Annotated in this window: 17 protein-coding genes; 4 read left to right on the forward strand and 13 right to left on the reverse strand. The window is 50.9% G+C overall.

The genetic code is table 11. The features are described 5' to 3' along the window. Positions 1-16 precede the first annotated feature (16 nt). The 4 genes from purE to mog all read right to left on the reverse strand — a co-directional run bounded on the left by purE (position 17) and on the right by mog (position 3310). On the reverse strand, positions 17-526 hold the full coding sequence (gene purE / locus GY634_RS03455) for a 5-(carboxyamino)imidazole ribonucleotide mutase (protein ID WP_166407201.1): 510 nt from the start codon (positions 524-526) through the stop codon (positions 17-19). A 21-nt stretch (positions 527-547) separates the two neighbouring features. Beyond that, positions 548-1429: a phosphoribosylaminoimidazolesuccinocarboxamide synthase gene (locus tag GY634_RS03460; protein ID WP_166407497.1), complete on the reverse strand. Its 882-nt coding sequence runs from the start codon at positions 1427-1429 to the stop codon at positions 548-550. Between the two features lie 112 nt (positions 1430-1541). After that, entirely contained in the window at positions 1542-2606 is a 1065-nt protein-coding gene (fba, locus tag GY634_RS03465; protein ID WP_166407202.1) for a class II fructose-bisphosphate aldolase, read from the reverse strand. Positions 2607-2689: 83 nt separating this feature from the next. Beyond that, positions 2690-3310, reverse strand: a complete 621-nt coding sequence (gene mog, locus GY634_RS03470; RefSeq protein WP_242683594.1) for a molybdopterin adenylyltransferase — start codon at positions 3308-3310, stop codon at positions 2690-2692. A gap of 97 nt (positions 3311-3407) precedes the next feature. On the opposite strand from mog, the gene GY634_RS03475 reads away from it, so the two are divergent. After that, positions 3408-4247: an NAD-dependent epimerase/dehydratase family protein gene (locus GY634_RS03475; protein ID WP_166407204.1), complete on the forward strand. Its 840-nt coding sequence runs from the start codon at positions 3408-3410 to the stop codon at positions 4245-4247. Between the two features lie 16 nt (positions 4248-4263). On the opposite strand, the gene GY634_RS03480 is transcribed toward GY634_RS03475, so the two are convergent. From GY634_RS03480 to tkt, 3 genes are read right to left on the reverse strand one after another with little or no spacing between them, the layout of a single operon-like run. Continuing rightward, the gene (locus tag GY634_RS03480) at positions 4264-5460 is read right to left on the reverse strand and encodes a phosphoglycerate kinase (RefSeq protein ID WP_166407205.1); all 1197 of its coding nucleotides are present in this window, start codon (positions 5458-5460) and stop codon (positions 4264-4266) included. 60 nt (positions 5461-5520) lie between these two features. Next, positions 5521-6537 carry a type I glyceraldehyde-3-phosphate dehydrogenase gene (gap, locus tag GY634_RS03485; protein ID WP_166407206.1) on the reverse strand — a complete coding sequence of 339 codons (1017 nt, stop codon included), beginning with the start codon at positions 6535-6537 and terminating at the stop codon, positions 5521-5523. A gap of 15 nt (positions 6538-6552) precedes the next feature. After that, positions 6553-8598 (reverse strand): transketolase, encoded by a 2046-nt coding sequence (tkt, locus tag GY634_RS03490; protein ID WP_166407207.1) that lies wholly within the window; start codon positions 8596-8598, stop codon positions 6553-6555. Positions 8599-8763: 165 nt separating this feature from the next. Between tkt and GY634_RS03495 the strand changes: the two genes are divergently transcribed. After that, positions 8764-9513, forward strand: coding sequence for a 16S rRNA (uracil(1498)-N(3))-methyltransferase (locus tag GY634_RS03495; protein ID WP_166407208.1), 750 nt, complete (start codon positions 8764-8766; stop codon positions 9511-9513). Between the two features lie 3 nt (positions 9514-9516). Here GY634_RS03495 and GY634_RS03500 read toward each other — a convergent pair whose 3' ends face one another. The 3 genes from GY634_RS03500 to GY634_RS03510 form a co-directional block, all read right to left on the reverse strand. After that, on the reverse strand, positions 9517-9999 hold the full coding sequence (locus GY634_RS03500) for a barstar family protein (protein ID WP_166407209.1): 483 nt from the start codon (positions 9997-9999) through the stop codon (positions 9517-9519). 381 nt (positions 10000-10380) lie between these two features. Beyond that, complete coding sequence (locus GY634_RS03505; protein WP_166407210.1) at positions 10381-12672, reverse strand: NADP-dependent malic enzyme; 2292 nt, start codon at positions 12670-12672, stop codon at positions 10381-10383. 119 nt (positions 12673-12791) lie between these two features. Continuing rightward, positions 12792-13718 (reverse strand): hypothetical protein, encoded by a 927-nt coding sequence (locus tag GY634_RS03510; RefSeq protein WP_166407211.1) that lies wholly within the window; start codon positions 13716-13718, stop codon positions 12792-12794. Positions 13719-13809: 91 nt separating this feature from the next. Between GY634_RS03510 and GY634_RS03515 the strand changes: the two genes are divergently transcribed. Next, positions 13810-14970, forward strand: coding sequence for a pyridoxal phosphate-dependent aminotransferase (locus tag GY634_RS03515; RefSeq protein ID WP_166407212.1), 1161 nt, complete (start codon positions 13810-13812; stop codon positions 14968-14970). Between the two features lie 63 nt (positions 14971-15033). On the opposite strand, the gene GY634_RS03520 is transcribed toward GY634_RS03515, so the two are convergent. Next, positions 15034-15870, reverse strand: coding sequence for a lytic transglycosylase domain-containing protein (locus GY634_RS03520; protein WP_166407213.1), 837 nt, complete (start codon positions 15868-15870; stop codon positions 15034-15036). 75 nt (positions 15871-15945) lie between these two features. On the opposite strand from GY634_RS03520, the gene ubiD reads away from it, so the two are divergent. Next, a complete protein-coding gene (ubiD, locus tag GY634_RS03525) occupies positions 15946-17490 on the forward strand; it encodes a 4-hydroxy-3-polyprenylbenzoate decarboxylase (protein ID WP_166407214.1) in 1545 nt (514 codons plus the stop codon). 33 nt (positions 17491-17523) lie between these two features. Here the strand turns inward: ubiD and GY634_RS03530 are convergent, their stop codons facing one another. Both GY634_RS03530 and GY634_RS03535 read right to left on the reverse strand, forming a co-directional pair. Further along, positions 17524-17907 (reverse strand): hypothetical protein, encoded by a 384-nt coding sequence (locus GY634_RS03530; protein WP_166407215.1) that lies wholly within the window; start codon positions 17905-17907, stop codon positions 17524-17526. Further along, entirely contained in the window at positions 17900-18307 is a 408-nt protein-coding gene (locus GY634_RS03535) for a phage holin family protein (protein ID WP_166407216.1), read from the reverse strand. Before GY634_RS03535 ends, GY634_RS03530 begins: the two co-directional genes overlap by 8 nt. Between the last annotated feature and the right edge of the window lie 41 nt (positions 18308-18348).

Consider the following 18348-nt stretch of genomic DNA (forward strand, 5'->3'; position numbering starts at 1 on the left):
CTCTTTAGCTGAAAATTTAAGCCTGCTCAGGTGGTGGTACTTGCATGTTACGTGCTGCCTCAGTTTGGCGCGCACGGAATGCGTTTAATTTGGTGCGTAACGCATCGTCATACATGGCTAGGTTAGCCACTACATGCAAAGCCGCATTGGCAGCACCCGCTTCACCAATAGCAAAGGTGGCTACAGGCACGCCTTTGGGCATTTGCACGATAGACAACAACGAATCTTCACCACGTAAATAACGTGAAGGTACAGGCACACCATACACAGGCACTTCTGTTAGCGCAGCCAACATACCTGGTAAATGAGCAGCACCACCCGCACCAGCAATAATGGCTTTCATGCCAGTTTCACTGGCTTTGCGACCATATTCCACCATATCCAACGGCATACGGTGAGCCGATACCACTAGGGTTTCAAAGGCAATACCAAACTCTTCCAGAATGGCGGCGGCATTTTGCATCACCGGCCAATCGCTGGAAGACCCCATGACTACCCCTACTGTTACGGGTGCTACTGTGTTCATGTCCTTACCTTACTCCACGTATTACTTAGTCAATTTATCCAGAGCTTCCTGGTATTTAGCTGCCGTGCGCGCCAGAACATCGGCAGGCAGGCGGGGTGCTGGCGCTGTTTTATCCCAATCTTGGGTTTCCAGCCAATCACGTACAAACTGTTTATCAAACGACGCTGGGCTAGTACCCGGCTGATAGCTGCTCGCATCCCAGAAGCGGGAAGAGTCTGGCGTAATCACTTCATCCATCAAGTGCAAAACACCGTCCTCGTCCAGACCGAACTCAAACTTGGTGTCAGCAATGATGATGCCGCGCGTGGCTGCGTACGCCGCGGCTTCTTTGTACAGACGCAACGTAATATCGCGGATTTGCTCAGCCAGCGACTGCCCTACTTCAGCCACCACATGTGAAAAGTCTACGTTTTCATCGTGGGTGCCCGCTTCTGCTTTCGCGGCAGGCGTGAAAATAGGCTCAGGCAACTGACTAGCTTGTTGCAAACCTGCTGGCAAAGCAATGCCACAGATTGCGCCTGTTTGTTGATATTCTTTCCAACCCGAACCAATGATATAACCGCGTGCAACGGCCTCTACCATAATAGGTTTTAAACGCTTTACCACTACAGCACGGTCTTTCACTTGTGTCTGCTCATCGGCAGCCACCACATCGACTGCACGCACAGTAGTAGAGTGATTAGGTACGATATGCGCCAGCTTCTTTAGCCAGAACTCCGTCATGCTCGTCAACACTGCCCCTTTACCAGGGATAGGATCATCCAAGATCACATCAAAAGCTGACAATCGGTCGGAAGCTACCACTAAAAGTTTGTCATCACCTACCGCGTACATGTCGCGCACTTTACCGCGTGCCAACAAAGGTAAGGATTTCAGAGTGGATTCGTAAAGCGCCTGTTGCACCATGTTTTCCTTAAAAAGCGCCTTGCTGCGGGCGGACGTGCAGCAAGTAAAAGAGGGGTGGCTAGTCCCACAAAACAAATCAGGCCATCCAAGGGATGGCCTGATTTCAGCCTTACTGTACCTGTTGGGACAGTGCACCCGAAGCATAGCGTCGGGCGATTTCATCCAAGGCTATAGGTTTGATTTTGGATGCATTACCTGCGGTACCAAACTGCTCGTAACGCGCTACACAAATTGCTTTGGCAGCAGCACGAGCTGGCTTCAGGTATTCACGTGGATCAAACTTGTCTGGGTTCGTAAACAAGAAACGACGGATCGCAGCAGTCATCGCCAAACGGATGTCAGTATCGATGTTCACTTTGCGTACACCGTATTTGATGGCTTCTTGAATTTCTGCCACGGGCACGCCGTAGGTTTCTTTCATGTCACCACCGAATTCACGGATTTCAGCCAGCAGCTCTTGTGGCACGCTGGAACTACCGTGCATCACCAAGTGAGTGTTAGGCAGGCGTGCGTGAATTTCTTTTACGCGCTGAATAGACAAGATATCGCCTGTGGGTTCACGAGTGAACTTGTATGCACCGTGACTAGTACCAATAGCAATCGCTAACGCATCCAGTTGTGTGCGACGTACGAAGTCTGCCGCTTGCTCTGGGCTAGTCAGCAATTCGTCTAGTGTTAGAACGCCATCAAAACCGTGGCCGTCTTCTTTGTCGCCTTGCATGGTTTCCAATGAACCCAAGCAACCCAACTCACCTTCAACGGTAACACCCAGTTTGTGGGCCATTTCTACGACGCGACGAGTAACGTCTACGTTGTACTCGTAATCGGCAACGGTTTTACCGTCTTCTTCCAGTGAGCCATCCATCATCACGCTGCTGAAGCCCATCTCGATGGCGCCTTTACATACAGCGGGGGATTGGCCGTGATCCTGGTGCATTACCACAGGAATATGCGGGTAGCTTTCAACGGCGGAACGAATCAAACCTTGCAGGAATTTTTCGCCTGCGTATTTGCGGGCGCCTGCCGAAGCTTGCATGATAACGGGGCTATCAGTCTCAGCTGCCGCTTCCATGATTGCCTGGACCTGCTCCAGATTGTTCACGTTAAATGCGGGAATGCCGTAGCCATTTTCAGCCGCATGATCCAACAGCTGACGCATGGAAACCAAGGCCATGAAGATCTCCTGAGTACTTGAATAAAATAACTAAATCACCCGTAATTTTACGGGTGAAAACGAATTCTTGCTTGTTTTGCGTATTATTGTTTGGGCCTACGAGCCGATTTTGGGCGAAATGCCGACACTATGTGCTCATGCGTTTCCACATATGGCCCACCAATCAGATCAATACAGTAAGGCACGGCCGCAAAAATACCGGGCACCACTATTTTACCTTGATCATCGCGCAACCCCTCTAAGGTTTCACGTATAGCTTTAGGCTGACCCGGCAAATTTAAAATCAGCGCGGCATGATCCGCAGTTTCGCGTAACACCCCCACTTGCCTAGACAAAATAGCCGTAGGTACAAAACGCAGACTAATCTGGCGCATTTGCTCGCCGAAACCTGGCATTTCGCGGGTTGCTACGGCCAAGGTTGCCTCGGGAGTAACATCGCGTCGCGCAGGGCCTGTGCCCCCTGTGGTCAATACCAAATCACAGCCTAACTCGTCTACCAGCTCTGTTAACGTCGCCGAGATCGTGTCGGCATCATCAGGCACCAAACGTGATACGCACTGTGCAGGTTGTACCAACGCGCTATCTAGCCAAGCTAGCAATGCAGGAATGCCCTCATCTTGATATTGCCCACCCGAGGCTCTATCAGAAACCGATACTACTCCTACGAGTAACTCATCTGGATGTGTACGCTGTAATTTTTTCACAAGTCCCTCACAGTACAATGGAACAAACCATTCACTATGCCTAAAAACCAGCCTCAGTGCAAACGCATAGCCCACACTATTGCTAGGAGCTTTTGTTATGCCTACCCCATCACTCTCAGGGATTTTATACGCGGGTGCCGGAGACATCGCCAAACGCTGCTATCAGCACTTACACCCACTCGCTATCCCGCAATGGGCATTACGCCGCTCCCCTACTCCTAACGACAACGGCATTCCAGCGATACACGCCGACCTCACCCAAGCCAGCAGCCTACAAAACCTGCCTACAGTGAGTCATGTGCTATACACCGCCACACCTAGCGAGCGCTCTACCGCAGGCTATGCGGCCATCTACGAAACAGGCCTAAACAATCTACTCAATGCGTTAGATCTAGACGCCCTGCAACGCTTTGTATTTGTATCATCCACCGCCGTCTATAGTGCCAGCGAGGCATGGCTAGACGAAAGCAGCCCCACTCATCCAGCCCAGTTTAATGGCCAAGCCCTGCTAGATGCTGAAACGCGTTTACGCGAACGCCTAGGCGACAAACTCGTCATCGTGCGCTTCAGCGGTATTTATGGGCCTGAACGCCTGCAGTGGCTACAACGCTTGCGTAAACCAGGTTGGGTGGTACCTGCATCGGCCGGTAATTGGGCCAACCGCATACATATTGACGATGTAGTACAAGCCTGCTGCGCGCTACTGCAACATCCAGAGGCACACGGCATCTATGTAGGCACCGACGACACGCCATTAGAACAAATTGAGCTATACACCCAGCTAGCAGAGTTTCTAGGCATCGCCCCACCGCTACGTGATGACAAAGCCCCGGCTCAAGGGAAACGGCTGCAGAATCAGCGCCTCAAACAACTAGGCTGGACACCAAAATGGCCTAACACCCTAGCAGGATATCAGGCCATTTTGCGTGCTTTATAACGCCCTATATAGGGAATTACTCTGCGGCGCGTTCCTGCAGTACGGCGACTGCTGGCAGGCTTTTACCTTCCAAGAACTCCAGGAATGCCCCACCACCCGTAGAGATATAGCCAATTTTATCGGCCACATCAAACGCGGCAATCGCGGCCAAGGTGTCACCACCGCCAGCGATAGAGAAAGCATCTGAGTCAGCAATAGCTTGTGCCAACACGCGTGTACCGCCTGCAAAATTGGGGAACTCAAACACGCCCACTGGGCCGTTCCACACAATCGTACCGGCTTTACGCAAAATACCTGCCAACTGCTGGGCGGTTTCTGGACCAATATCCAAAATCAGATCGTCTTCTTCTACGTCTGTAGCCGCTTTTACGGTAGGTTCTGCATCGGTAGCAAAGCTTTTAGCACATACCACATCCACTGGAATAGGCACTTCTGCACCACGCTCTTTCATCAGCGCAATCACTTGGCGTGCTTCTTCTAGCTGGCCTTCTTCTACCAATGACTTACCTACTTTCAAGCCTTTTGCCAGCATGAAAGTGTTAGCAATACCACCGCCCACAATCAGTTGATCCACTTTACCGGCCAATGCCAACAAAATAGACAACTTGGTAGACACTTTGGCACCACCCACAATCGCCACTAAAGGACGAGCAGGATCAGTCAAGGTACGGCTCAATGCATTGAGTTCCGCTTCTAGCAATGGACCTGCACAAGCAATAGGTGCGTAACGAGCTACACCTTCAGTAGAGGCTTGTGCGCGATGCGCTGCGCCAAAGGCGTCATTCACGTAGATGTCACACAAGGCCGCCATTTTACGTGCCAAGGTTTCATCGTTCGCTTTTTCGCCCACATTGCAACGGCAGTTTTCCAACAGCACGATTTGACCAGGAGCAATATCTACCCCTTCAATCCAATCGCGTTGCAGAGGTACCGAAATACCCAGCAATTCGCTTACGCGTTCAGCAATAGGAGTCAGCGTATCGCGAGGCATGATTTCGCCCTCTTTGGGTCTGCCCAAATGGCTCATTACCATCACGGCAGCGCCCGCATCCAGAGCCATACGAATGGCTTCCAAGGACGCACGAATACGTGTGTCTTCTGTAATAGCGCCGCCCGCCATAGGCACGTTCATATCGGAACGAATCAGCACGCGCTTGCCAGCAACTTGACCGTCGGCGATCAGCTGGCTCAAAGTTTTAATCGTAGTAATCATGATTGCTTTATCCTAGGCACGACAAAGGCGGGGAACCCCCGCCTTTTTGAGCCGCTGTATTTATTTTGCGGTCATCATCGCATGAGCCGTATCCAGCATACGCACGGAGAAAGCCCATTCGTTGTCGTACCATGCAGCCACTTTAACCAAGTTGCCACCGGATACTTTGGTCAACATGGAATCCACAGTGCTAGACGCTGTACTGTGGTTGTAATCCATGGACACCAGAGGTTCGTCGCTGTAATCCAGCACACCTTTCAATGCGCCTTGAGAGGCTTTTTTCAGAATGCTGTTTACTTCTTCTACGCTAGTAGGACGAGCTGCTACAAATGTCAGGTCTACCATAGACACGTTGATGGTAGGTACGCGTACAGCGTAGCCATCCAACTTGCCGTTCAACTCAGGCAACACCAAACCTACTGCTGCCGCTGCACCAGTTTTGGTTGGGATCATGCTCATGGTTGCTGCACGTGCACGACGCAAGTCTTTGTGAGCAACGTCGATCAGCACTTGGTCGTTAGTGAAGGCGTGAATAGTGGTCATCAAACCATTCACAATCCCCAACTCTTGGTTCAAAGGCTGTGCCAATGGTGCCAAGCAGTTAGTTGTACAAGAAGCGTTAGACACCACCGTGTCAGTTGCTTTCAGTACGTTGTGGTTCACACCGTACACAATCGTTGCGTCTACATCTTTGCCGCCTGGTGCAGAAATCAACACTTTCTTAGCACCAGCTTGCAAGTGTGCGCTAGCAGCTTCTTTGGTGGTAAAGCGGCCTGTGCAGTCCATGACCACGTCTACATTCAATTCGCCCCAAGGCAATTTAGTAGGATCACGCTCAGACAACAAACGAATACGATCACCATTGATGATCAAGTACTCTTTACCTTCCAACTCTACATCGGCGTTGAAACGGCCATGTACTGTATCGAAGCGAGTCAGGTGTCTAGCCACTTCGTCTTGGCCAGGAGCATTGATCGCCACGATCTCAATACCGTGTTTTTTACCGTACTCGTAATGAGCGCGCAGTGTCATGCGTCCAATACGACCATAACCATTGATAGCGACGCGAATCGTCATCTTGGATCTCCTAATTTACAAAATCTTTTCTACAGCAGCGACCAGCTTCGCAGCGGTCAGCCCAAAGTGCTCGAACAGTACATCAGCCGGCGCAGACGCACCGTAGCTGTCTATACCTAGAACGGCACCATCTAGGCCTACATATTTGTGCCACAAGCCTGTGGAGCCAGCCTCGATTGCCACACGTGGCAAACCAGCAGGCAACACCTCGTCGCGCCATGCTTTGTCTTGGGCATCAAAAATATTGGTGCAAGGCATGGATACCACGCGCACAGCAATACCTTTGTTCGCCAATTCCGCTTGAGCAGCTAATGCCAGCTCTACTTCGGAGCCTGTTGCCATAATGATGGCACGTGCATTATCAGCGTCACGCAATACATAACCACCACGCGCAATCGCCGCAACAGTTTTGCTATCACGTTCAATGAATGGCAGGTTTTGACGCGACAACAGCAATGCACTTGGGCCACCGTCTTTTACATTCAGACCAACGCTAGCGGGGCGACGTACGGACTCAATCCATGCCACTGCTGTTTCAGTGGTGTCGCAAGGACGCCATACATGCAGGTTAGGAATCAAACGCAGGCTGGAAGCGTGCTCAATAGATTGGTGTGTAGGGCCGTCTTCACCCAAACCAATAGAGTCGTGGGTAAACACGTGTACTACGCGCTGCTTCATCAGTGCAGCCATGCGAATGGCGTTACGAGAATAGTCAGAGAACGTCAGGAAGGTACCGCCAAATGGCAAGTAACCACCGTGCAAGGCCATACCGTTCATCACGGCAGCCATACCGAACTCACGCACACCGTAGTTGATGTGACGACCAAACTGCACACCATCGTCTGTTGCACGTACAGCAACAACGCCAGGCCAGTTAGTCAGGTTAGAGCCAGTCAAGTCAGCTGAACCGCCCAACATTTCAGGCAAACCATCTACCAAGCCTTCAATAGCCAACTGGGACGCTTTGCGTGTTGCTACTGTTTGTGCAGCAGCTTGGGTTTTATTCAGCAACTCTTGTGCCAACTCGTCGAAGTTAGCGGGCAATTCGCTACGCAAACGACGGGCCAACTCTGTAGCCAATTCAGGATATTCAGCTTGGTAAGCTGCAAAGCGCTGTTCCCACTCGGCTTGCGCTGCAGCACCTTTGCTACGGCCATCCCAGTATTCGTATACATCGGCGGGAATTTCAAAGGCTGCATGAGGCCAACCAATGGCTGCACGTGTAGCAGCAATTTCTTCGGCACCAAAAGGCGCACCGTGAGATTTCTCAGAGCCAGCTAACTTAGGGGAACCTTTACCAATCACTGTCTTACAGCAAATGATGGTTGGGCCGTTACCCTCTTTCACAAAGGCTTTAGCTTGTTGTACTGCTTTTTCCAGTGCCTCTACGCTGTGGCCGTCTACGTTTTCTACCACGTTCCAACCGTAACTGCGGAAGCGCTCTGGTGTGTTATCGCCAAACCAAGACTCTACTTTCCCGTCAATGGAAATGCCATTGTCGTCGTAGAACACAATCAGTTTGGACAGTTTCAGTGTGCCCGCCAACGAACATGCTTCGTGGGAAATACCTTCCATCAAGCAGCCGTCGCCCACAAACGCATAGGTATTGTGATCCACAACATTGTGGCCTGGGCGGTTAAATTCTTTAGCCAACAAGGCTTCTGCCAGCGCCATACCCACAGCGTTAGAAATACCTTGTCCCAACGGACCTGTGGTGGTTTCCACACCGGCTGTTTCGCCAACTTCCGGGTGACCCGCTGTACGCGAGTGCAACTGACGGAAATTACGCAATTCTTCCATAGGCAGATCGTAGCCAGTCAAGTGCAGCAATGCATAAATCAGCATCGAGCCATGGCCGTTAGACAACACGAAACGGTCACGATCAAACCATGCAGGATCAGCTGGATTATGTTTGAGGTGGCGTGTCCACAGCACTTCGGCAATTTCTGCCATCCCCATAGGCGCACCAGGGTGACCCGATTTAGCTTGTTGCACGGCATCCATCGCCAGTGCACGAATGGCATTCGCCATGGGCGATACGGAAGAAGAGGATAAGTCCATTGGAAACTCTTGCAGGGCAAATGACACGATGTCCCGCCCTATCATCTACAGGTAGTTAGTAAAGCCATTCATTTTACCACCGCAAAGCCCGCAGCACCGCCACCCAAGCACTCCAGAGCTCGGTTATGCTGTAACAAGCACGACACTTCAAACTTAGCCAAGCATATGAATCTGCCACGTTTTTTTTGTGAAATAGACCTGCAAACAGGCACTACCGTTGAACTTAGCACCGAGCTGGCCCACTATATGCTCCGTGTTTTGCGCCTCAAAGATCAATCTACGGTCTGGCTTTTTAATGGCCAAGGCGGACAATTTTTGGCATCTTTACAACATCAAGGTAAAGGTGTGCTCGCACACATACTGGAATTTCAGGCACTGGAACGAGAGCTTCCACAACGTATCACCATTGCCCAAGGCTTGGCCTCTGGCGACAAAATGGATTGGATTGCCGAGAAGTGTACCGAGGTAGGTGTTAGCGCCTTAGCGCCTATTGCTGCACGCTACAGCGTTCTACAACTGCAAGGTGACAGGCTGCAAAAGCGCATACAACACTGGCAAAAAGTGGCACGCTCTGCCAGCGAACAATGTGGTCGTAATAAGGTAATGCACGTATCGCCCCCACAGCAGTTGGCCGCCTTCCTGCAAAGCCTGCCTGCTACGCCCCACACGCGTGTCATTTTCTGCGACCCCGATGCCGAACACGATTTAGACAGCGCTCTGAGCAATGTCGCCACGTGGCCAGACGCCCATCTGGTGTTTTTAATCGGTCCTGAAGGCGGGTGGTCAGAAGAAGAAAAGGCCCAAGCATTAGCTGCTGGGGCCTTGTCAATGCGTTTCGGCGCTCGTATTTTACGTACCGAAACTGCTGCTATAGCATTGGTTTCAGCAGCCAGCGCCAGATTGGGCTGGCTGTAGACATCAATCCTGATATTCGGGTTCTACATCACCACCTGAGTAAGGGGTGGGCGCTACACCTGGCTCTGGCTCAGGGTGCTTGCCTGCATGAATAACCGTGTAGGCAAACATTTTGTCTTTGGTACTGACAAAGTCGGCCACATCATTACACACACTCAAGATGGCCTGTGCGTGGCTTTCCAACGCTGGGTCACCTGTGTGTAACTTATCAAACCATAAATACAGCCCTGTTTTTTGATCCAAGACGGTATCGCACAAACAATCATACAGTGCATCCAGATCACTACCGAAAAAATCGGGGTAATCCACTGCTTTCACAATAGCGCGCAGCACAGCTGAACAACTACGAGCACGATCACAATCTACTTCACCTACTGTGATTTCGGCCGCTTGTGCCATGGCTAAAATTTTACTTTTTTGTGCATCGGTTGCATTAATCAGGCCACCCTGCTGCAACAGCTCTTGCAAATTGAGGCTTTGACTCATTGCGATGCCCTTCTAAAAACGTTGACTTCCTGGCTATACATAATACCTGCTCAATCTGAACCGATTAGCCCTTTACTTACGGCTAATCCGAACAATAAATTAGAAACTTGCCTATCGCCAGTACATTCGTCATGACTGAGAACTTACCGTTTACGGTCAGAATCGTGCAGCCTGCACAGACACAACCCGTAACGTTTTTATCTTAGGCGATATGTAGACGTAGCGATGGGTTTTTAATCCATTTAGCAGTCTCTGCGCAAGCGGTCGAAGAAACCGTTTCTTTCACTCAACACTTCAATTCTAATATTGCAAAATACCTACAATAGCATACGCATTAAAAAATGGCCTGCGCTCTGTTAAGAGGCAGGCCAGTCGCGAAACTTAGTCGCGTGTGGTGTTTGCATCCACCACCGTCAGTGCGGTCATATTAATAATTCTACGCACTGATGAACTGGAGGTCATGATGCTGATAGGTGCATTAGCGCCTAGCAAGAATGGCCCCACCGCCACGTTACCACCTGCTTCTGTCTTCAACAGGTTGTAAGCAATATTACCGGCATCTACGTTAGGGCAAATCAGCAAATTCGCTGCGCCGTCTAATGTAGTTTGCGGCAAGATGCGTTTGCGCAAGCTTTCATCCAACGCGCAATCACCATGCATTTCACCATCCACTTGCAATGCAGGAGCTTGCTCACGGATCAAGCTCAATGCTTCGCGCATTTTGCCACCCGAAGACGAGCTGCCTGTACCGAAGTTAGAACGTGACAACAAAGCTGCTTTAGGCTCGATGTTCAGTTCACGCATGCGATTAGCCGCTGCGATAGTGATTTCAGCAATCTGGGCTGCATCAGGGTTGTCGTTTACATGGGTATCCGCCAATGCAACCGTACGCTCACGCAGCAACAAGATGTTCATGGCGCTGTATGTTTTTGCACCAGGGCGTTTACCAATGACTTCATCAATAAAGCGCAGGTGATTCGCGTAGCTCCCTACCGTACCGCAGATCATGCCATCCGCTTCGCCCAGGTGCAGCATCATGGCACCAATCAAAGTGAAACGCCTACGCATTTCTACACGAGCCATTTCTTTGGTCACGCCATCGCGGCAACGCATTTCCCAGTACGCTGTCCAGTAACGGTTAAAGCGATCATCTTGCTCTGGGTTGGTAACATCTACGTCCACACCCAAGCGCATACGCAAACCATAACGCTCTATACGCTGCTCAAGCACAGCAGGCCTACCAATCAGTATAGGCGTTGCTAATTTCTCGTCTACGATCACCTGTACAGCACGCAGAACACGCTCATCTTCACCTTCGGCAAACACAATGCGTGATTTACCACCGTTTTTCACGATGTTCTTCGCAGAGCCGTACACCGGTTTCATGAACGCGCCAGAACGGTACACAAACTGCTGCAACTGGTACACGTAGGCGTCGAAGTCTTCGATAGGACGTGTAGCCACACCTTCTTCCATACCGGCTTTAGCAACGGCAGGCGCAATACGTGCGATCAAACGGGAATCAAAAGGCTTAGGAATGAGGTACTCAGGACCAAATTCCAAACTTTCGATGTTGTAGGCAGCTGCCACAATTTCGTCTTGCTCTTCACGGGCCAATTGGCAAATCGCGTGCACAGCTGCAATTTCCATGCCTCGTGTAATGGTAGTGGCACCAATATCCAATGCGCCACGGAAGATGTACGGGAAGCACAGTACGTTGTTGACTTGGTTAGGGTAGTCAGAACGACCTGTTGCAATCACTACGTCATCGCGTACTGCGTGTGCATCTTCAGGCAGAATTTCAGGGTTAGGGTTAGCCAATGCCAAGATCAGTGGACGAGCAGCCATACGCTTCAGCATGTCTTGCTTCAGTACACCACCGGCGGACAAGCCCAAGAACACGTCAGCGTTGTCTACTACATCGGCCAATTTACGTGCATCAGTATCTTGTACAAAACGCTCTTTGGTTTCGTCCATCAATACGGTACGGCCTTTGTAAACCACACCTTCGATGTCCGTTAACCAGATGTTTTTCTTTGGCAAACCCAAGTCTACCAGCAGTTCCAAACATGCCAACGCCGCAGCGCCCGCACCGGAAACCACTACTTTTACGTTGTCGAGTTTTTTGTCTACCACAGCCAAACCGTTCAGGAATGCGGCAGCTACACAGATAGCAGTACCGTGCTGATCATCGTGGAAAACAGGAATCTTCATGCGCTCACGCAGCTTTTTCTCTACGATAAAGCACTCAGGCGCTTTAATATCTTCTAGGTTGATCCCACCAAAAGTAGGCTCCAACCCAGCAATAATATCTACCAGTTTTTCTGGGTCTGTTTCGTTGATCTCGATATCGAACACATCAATACCGGCAAAGTTCTTAAACAGAACCGCTTTACCTTCCATCACAGGCTTGGATGCCAACGCACCAATATTGCCCAGCCCCAGCACAGCAGTACCGTTGGTGATAACACCCACCAAATTACCGCGCCCGGTATAACGGAAGGCATTTTGGGGATCAGCCACAATTTCCTCACAAGCGGCTGCAACGCCTGGAGAGTACGCCAACGCCAGATCACGCTGGTTGGATAACTGCTTGGTAGGTGTCACTGACAGTTTGCCAGGGCGACCTTGCTCGTGATACTCGAGCGCTGCCTTGCGAAGATTTTCATCCATAACGTTCAACCACTTACTCTAGAAATTCAACAACTAAATACAGGGCTAACCCTAAAGAAGACCATTCTATCCTCTAGCCCATACGGAACACATGCTGCAGGGCAACAAAACGTGTGGCCCTACGCTTTTATACTATCCCACTCTTGTGCTGGGTGTGTGAAACATCCTTTAGGATCAAAGCATTGCTTCATTTCCATGTCACTATCCATGGCGGCAACCTGTAGGCTTTTTTCACGCCCCGCAGCTAGCTGCGCCTGCTCATATAGCGTAGCATCCGCTAAAACACGCGCATCCAACACCACCCATTCCAACCACCCCAAGTCGCCGCCACTTCCCAACAGCAGATGTGCCAAATTCAAATCACGATCAGCCTGCGCTGGTTGTAAGGCATCTAAGCGGTAACGCGCCTCCCATGTGGGCTGCGCTAAACACGCTTGCCCCACAGGGCTAGTCTGCAATTGAAACAGCTGTGGCACCAACTGACGTAAGCGGGCGGTATTTAAGGGTTTAGTATTGTTCTGTCCAAACGCCCCCAAGCTAGACACCGACCCATCATCCATCAACAACGAGGCATGGACCACACCCGATAAATGCGTATAGCCAGTACGCCAGCTTTGTGAGTGCCTATCTAACAACCAAGCAGCAATGCTCCATTCCGCAGGCCATGCCGCTAAAGCATGTAAACCCGCTTGGCTTAACTCGCCCAATAAACACCCTGGTTGCACAAACCATTGCCCCGTTTCAGGCTGCAAAATCTGAAACTGCTTCAGCTTTTTAGGATTTATCCATAAGGTAGGCAAGACATCTTCTTGCTGGCGATGCGGTATTTCCGCCAACCCCATCACCACCTGATGCTGCCCACACAGATGACGAGCATGATGCACATCAGCAGGGGTTTCCGGTACAAACAGCATCTGCTCTTCGCCCGTGATGCTCTTCTCACCCTCGGCTTTTTGGCTAAGTTGCAAACAAAACTGATCCCAAGCACTTACCTGCTCAACCTGCCTACGACCAGACAGAAAAGCCCTACGCGATTCAGAATGCATTGTATTTTCCTGCCATATGCTTATGATTAAAGGGTTAATCCTGACTCAGCCACCGCCATAACGCGGCCCTTTATACCGAGATCCCTGCTTTATGTTTCGCCCAGCGCATCGAACCGCACACATCACTCCATTTCATGCGGTAGAACTGCTCAAAGAAGCCAACGCCTTGATTGCCCAAGGCAAAGATATTATCAGCCTGGGCATAGGTGAACCAGACTTCACCGCGCCAGCCGCTGTAGTACACGCACTACAAGCAGCCAGTGAAGCGGGACGCAGCCAATACACACCCCCACTGGGCGAGCCAGCCTTACGCGCCGCCATTAGCCATTACTACCAACACTTTTTTGGCGCGACCAACGTCACCCCTGATCGTATTGTAGTCACCGCGGGTGCTTCGGGCGCACTGACCTTGGCCGCGCTGGCACTGATTAACCCAGGCGATGAAGTACTCATGCCTGATCCGTCGTACCCAGCAAATCAAAACTTTGTCACGGCGGCTGGCGGTAAAACCATTCTGGTGCCCACCACGGCAGAGCAACGCTTTCAATTAAATGCCGAACACGTACGCCAGCACTGGAACGAACGCACGCGTGGGGTGCTAATTGCCTCCCCCAGCAATCCTACTGGTGCCACAATTAGCCGCGAAGCGCTGCAAGCACTGATTACCGAAGTACGTGCACGTGATGGCTTTATCATCATGGATGAAATTTATCTGGGTATTTACTACGAAGACAAGCCTCTTAGTGCTCTCACGTTGGATGATGACATTATCATCATCAACAGCTTCTCTAAGTACTTTCACATGACAGGCTGGCGCTTAGGCTGGATGATTGTTCCCCCAGCACTGATCCCTACCATTGATCGTCTGGCAGCGAGCTTAGCCATTTGCGCTCCCTCTTTAGCACAGCACGCTGCACTAGCGTGTTTTACCAATGAAAGCATGGCGATTTATGAAGAACGTAGGTTGGCCTTTAAAGCCCGCCGCGACTTCCTACTGTCTGCCTTTGCACAGATTGGCTTGGACGTCCCTGTCAAACCTGATGGCGCCTTCTATATCTATGCCGACATCAAAGCGCACAGTAATAACAGCGAAGACTTCTCTAAACGCCTGCTGCACGAAGCGGGCGTAGCAGCTGTACCTGGGCGCGACTTTGGTCCTACTATGGCCCATCACTCATTACGCTTTTCGTACTCCACATCCTTAGAACGCTTGCATGAAGCCGTAGAGCGCATGCGCCGTTTCTTGGCGTAAGTCAGCAAACATAAAAAAATGCCCCACTATGATCTACGGTAGTGGGGCATTTTTTATATGCACTTAATCACGTATGGGAATACCTGACGCCAACGCCATACGACGGCGCTCGGCCAACACCCTGGCACCATAGCCGCCGTCGCTAGGGCCAGTTGCCCCCACATAGCACGCTAGCGCTCCGGTCAGCGAACCTCTACGCTTTCTACAGTCATAGAGAATCTGCGTACCAGCACGTATATTAGCCTCAGGGCTAAATACCGCCAGCTCTCGCTCTACGTAGTTTTCTAGTTTGTCACGGTGTACACGTGTCATGACTTGCATCAAGCCCTGCGCCCCCGCATGACTTTCAGCAAAGGGATTATAGCTGGACTCAATCGCAATCACTGCCAGAATCAATTGCGGGTCTATACGCTTCTCGGCTCCCACCGTGAATGCAGTTTGTACCAAGGCTCCTGACACGCTGTGGGCAATTTTATATTTGCGCGCAATATAACTGCGCAATGCCTGAAACTGTGTTTTAGAAATACCGCCTACGTTAGTGCCAGCTACCGTACGCTGCAACGTATCCACAAAACCTTGATACGCTGAATACTCAATTTCTTCTTCCTCTATAGGAGGCGGGGGTTCTTCCCCCTCTTCTACAGCCACTGCACCACTCGTGGCATCCGGAATCATCCAGGCAAACTGAGCGAAATTATCGTTATTCAACACTTCTGGCCGCAATGCATCTACCATCACAGAGTACAGCTGCCTAGCTTGTTCCCGTATAGAGGGCACAACCAGCCCCGCCGCAACGGTAACCAACACGGCAATACCTAAGTAAATCGCACACATGTGTACGAACTCGCTAATGCGATAACGTACTAACCTGAGGCCTTGATGTGCCCAGTCTGGATTCATACCCGGACTCCTTCATAATCCTATAGGTATAATCTTAACAACCTTTACCCCAGAAAACCGGAGTATCTCTTTACAGTGAAATACCGCGACCTACGAGATTTTATCGCCCAGCTTGAACAACATGGCGAGCTAAAACGCATACAAACGCCGGTGTCTACACACCTAGAAATGACAGAAATCGGCGACCGCGTTCTGAACGCAGAAGGCCCCGCCCTGCTTTTTGAGAACGCCATGCATCAGGGCAAAAAAGCCACAATGCCGGTACTCACAAACCTATTTGGTACACCCAAGCGCGTCGCGTGGGGTATGGGAGCCCAAGAGGTATCCGCATTACGCGAAGTAGGCGAACTACTTGCCACCCTACGTGAGCCAGAAGCCCCTCGTGGGCTACGCGATGCTTTCTCTAAAGTGTCGATGCTGAAGTCCGCGTTATGGGACATGGCCCCAAAAATGATTCGTAACCCAGCCTGCCAAGAGATTGTGCTGGAAGGTGACGACGTAGACTTAAACGATATTCCGCTACAGCACTGCTGGCCTGAAGACGCTGCGCCGCTGTTGACATGGGGCTTGGTAATCACCAAAGGCCCACACGCAAAACGCCAAAACCTAGGTATTTACCGCCAACAGCAAATAGGCCGCAACAAGCTAATTATGCGGTGGCTATCACACCGCGGTGGCGCACTGGATTTCCGTGACCATGCGCTGGCGAACCCCGGTAAGCCTTTTCCTATTGCTGTAGCACTGGGCTGCGATCCAGCCACTATTCTGGGCGCGGTTACTCCGGTTCCCGATAGCTTGTCTGAATACCAGTTTGCTGGGCTGCTACGTGGCTCACGTACCGAACTCGCTAAAGCCATAGGCAGCGACCTGTCTGTACCCGCTTACGCCGAGATCGTATTGGAAGGCCATATTCTGCCGGCCGACCACCCCGACGCACTACCACCTGTAGTGCCCGAAGGCGCACCTGCACCGCATAACAGTGCGTACGAACAAGCACTGGAAGGCCCTTACGGTGACCATACCGGTTACTACAACGAGCAAGACTGGTTCCCCGTCTTTACCGTAGAACGCATCACCATGCGCCGTAACCCCATCTATCACAGCACCTACACTGGCAAACCACCTGATGAACCTGCGGTACTAGGCGTGGCGTTGAATGAAGTGTTTGTACCGCTGCTGAAACGCCAGTTGCCAGAGATCGTAGACTTCAACCTACCGCCCGAAGGCTGCAGCTACCGCTTAGCCGTAGTTTCCATACGGAAACAATACGCAGGCCATGCTAAACGCGTCATGTTTGGGGTGTGGAGTATTTTGCGTCAATTTATGTACACCAAATTCATCGTTGTAGTAGATGAGGATATCAACACCCGCGACTGGAAAGAAGTGATTTGGGCCATGACCACACGTATGGACCCTGTGCGCGATACGGTGTTGGTGGAAAACACGCCCATCGACTACCTAGACTTTGCGTCACCGGTGTCTGGCTTAGGCGGCAAAATGGGGATGGATGCCACCAACAAATGGCCTGGCGAAACCAACCGTGAATGGGGTAGGTCTATCACCATGAGTGACGACGTGAAAAAACGTGTGGATGATTTGTGGGCTGATTTGAAGCTGTAATCAGCCCTACAAAAAAGCCCTGAGCAATACTGCTCAGGGCCCCATGACGCGATCATTAGCGTCATCTGCATGTTGGCGTTTTTTAGCCGAATGCGAAGTAAACAAACGAAATAACTTCCAGCCTAGCAGCGCTACAGCGCCAGTTTTCAGTTTTTTGCCGCCCACACTACCTAGCATCGAAGAAGCCAACGATAGCAGTAGTGGATAACGTGTAGAGGCTGAAAACAGCAGATTTCCCCAACCACCTAAAAAGCTACTGCGACCTGCTCCAACTAGCGAGCTCACAATACTAGAGGGTTGGATTTTCTCGTTGAACTGCTGCACATGTTTGCGTAAATCGTCGCGCTCTATCGCTGCACGTGCACGCAATAGCTCAACACGAATTTCCGCATCTAACTCTTTATTACGTCTACTCACGATCGCCCCCCTTCGCCTCGTCACGACTGGACTGGCGTAAGTTTTCAATCACTTGTATATCTTTTTTGATTTCTTCTACCGTCGCTTCAAACGGATACGAGCCTGAATTCAAACGTCGCATCACAATCAAGCCAAAGCTTACGCCCAATACGGCATACACCACGAATAAACTGGCAATTGCCCAGTAGCGATATTCCGTAGGCCAAAACAGCAGCGCAATAAACAGCGTAAACACCAGCAATGCCAAGGTGCTAAATAACAGCGCACCAAACAGCAACACCATTATTTTTGCCAGTCTGGCTTTCTGCTGACCAGCTTCTACTGCCGCGAGTTCTAGACGGGTACGGAAAATAGCCAGAACGGTGCAACCTATGTCACCCACAGATTGTCGTAATGTCATGTGACCCCTTTGCAATAAAACGGCCGCCTGTACACAGGCAG

It is taken from the genome of Paenalcaligenes suwonensis, from assembly GCF_011290505.1.
Classification (GTDB): Bacteria; Pseudomonadota; Gammaproteobacteria; order Burkholderiales; family Burkholderiaceae_B; genus Paenalcaligenes; species Paenalcaligenes suwonensis.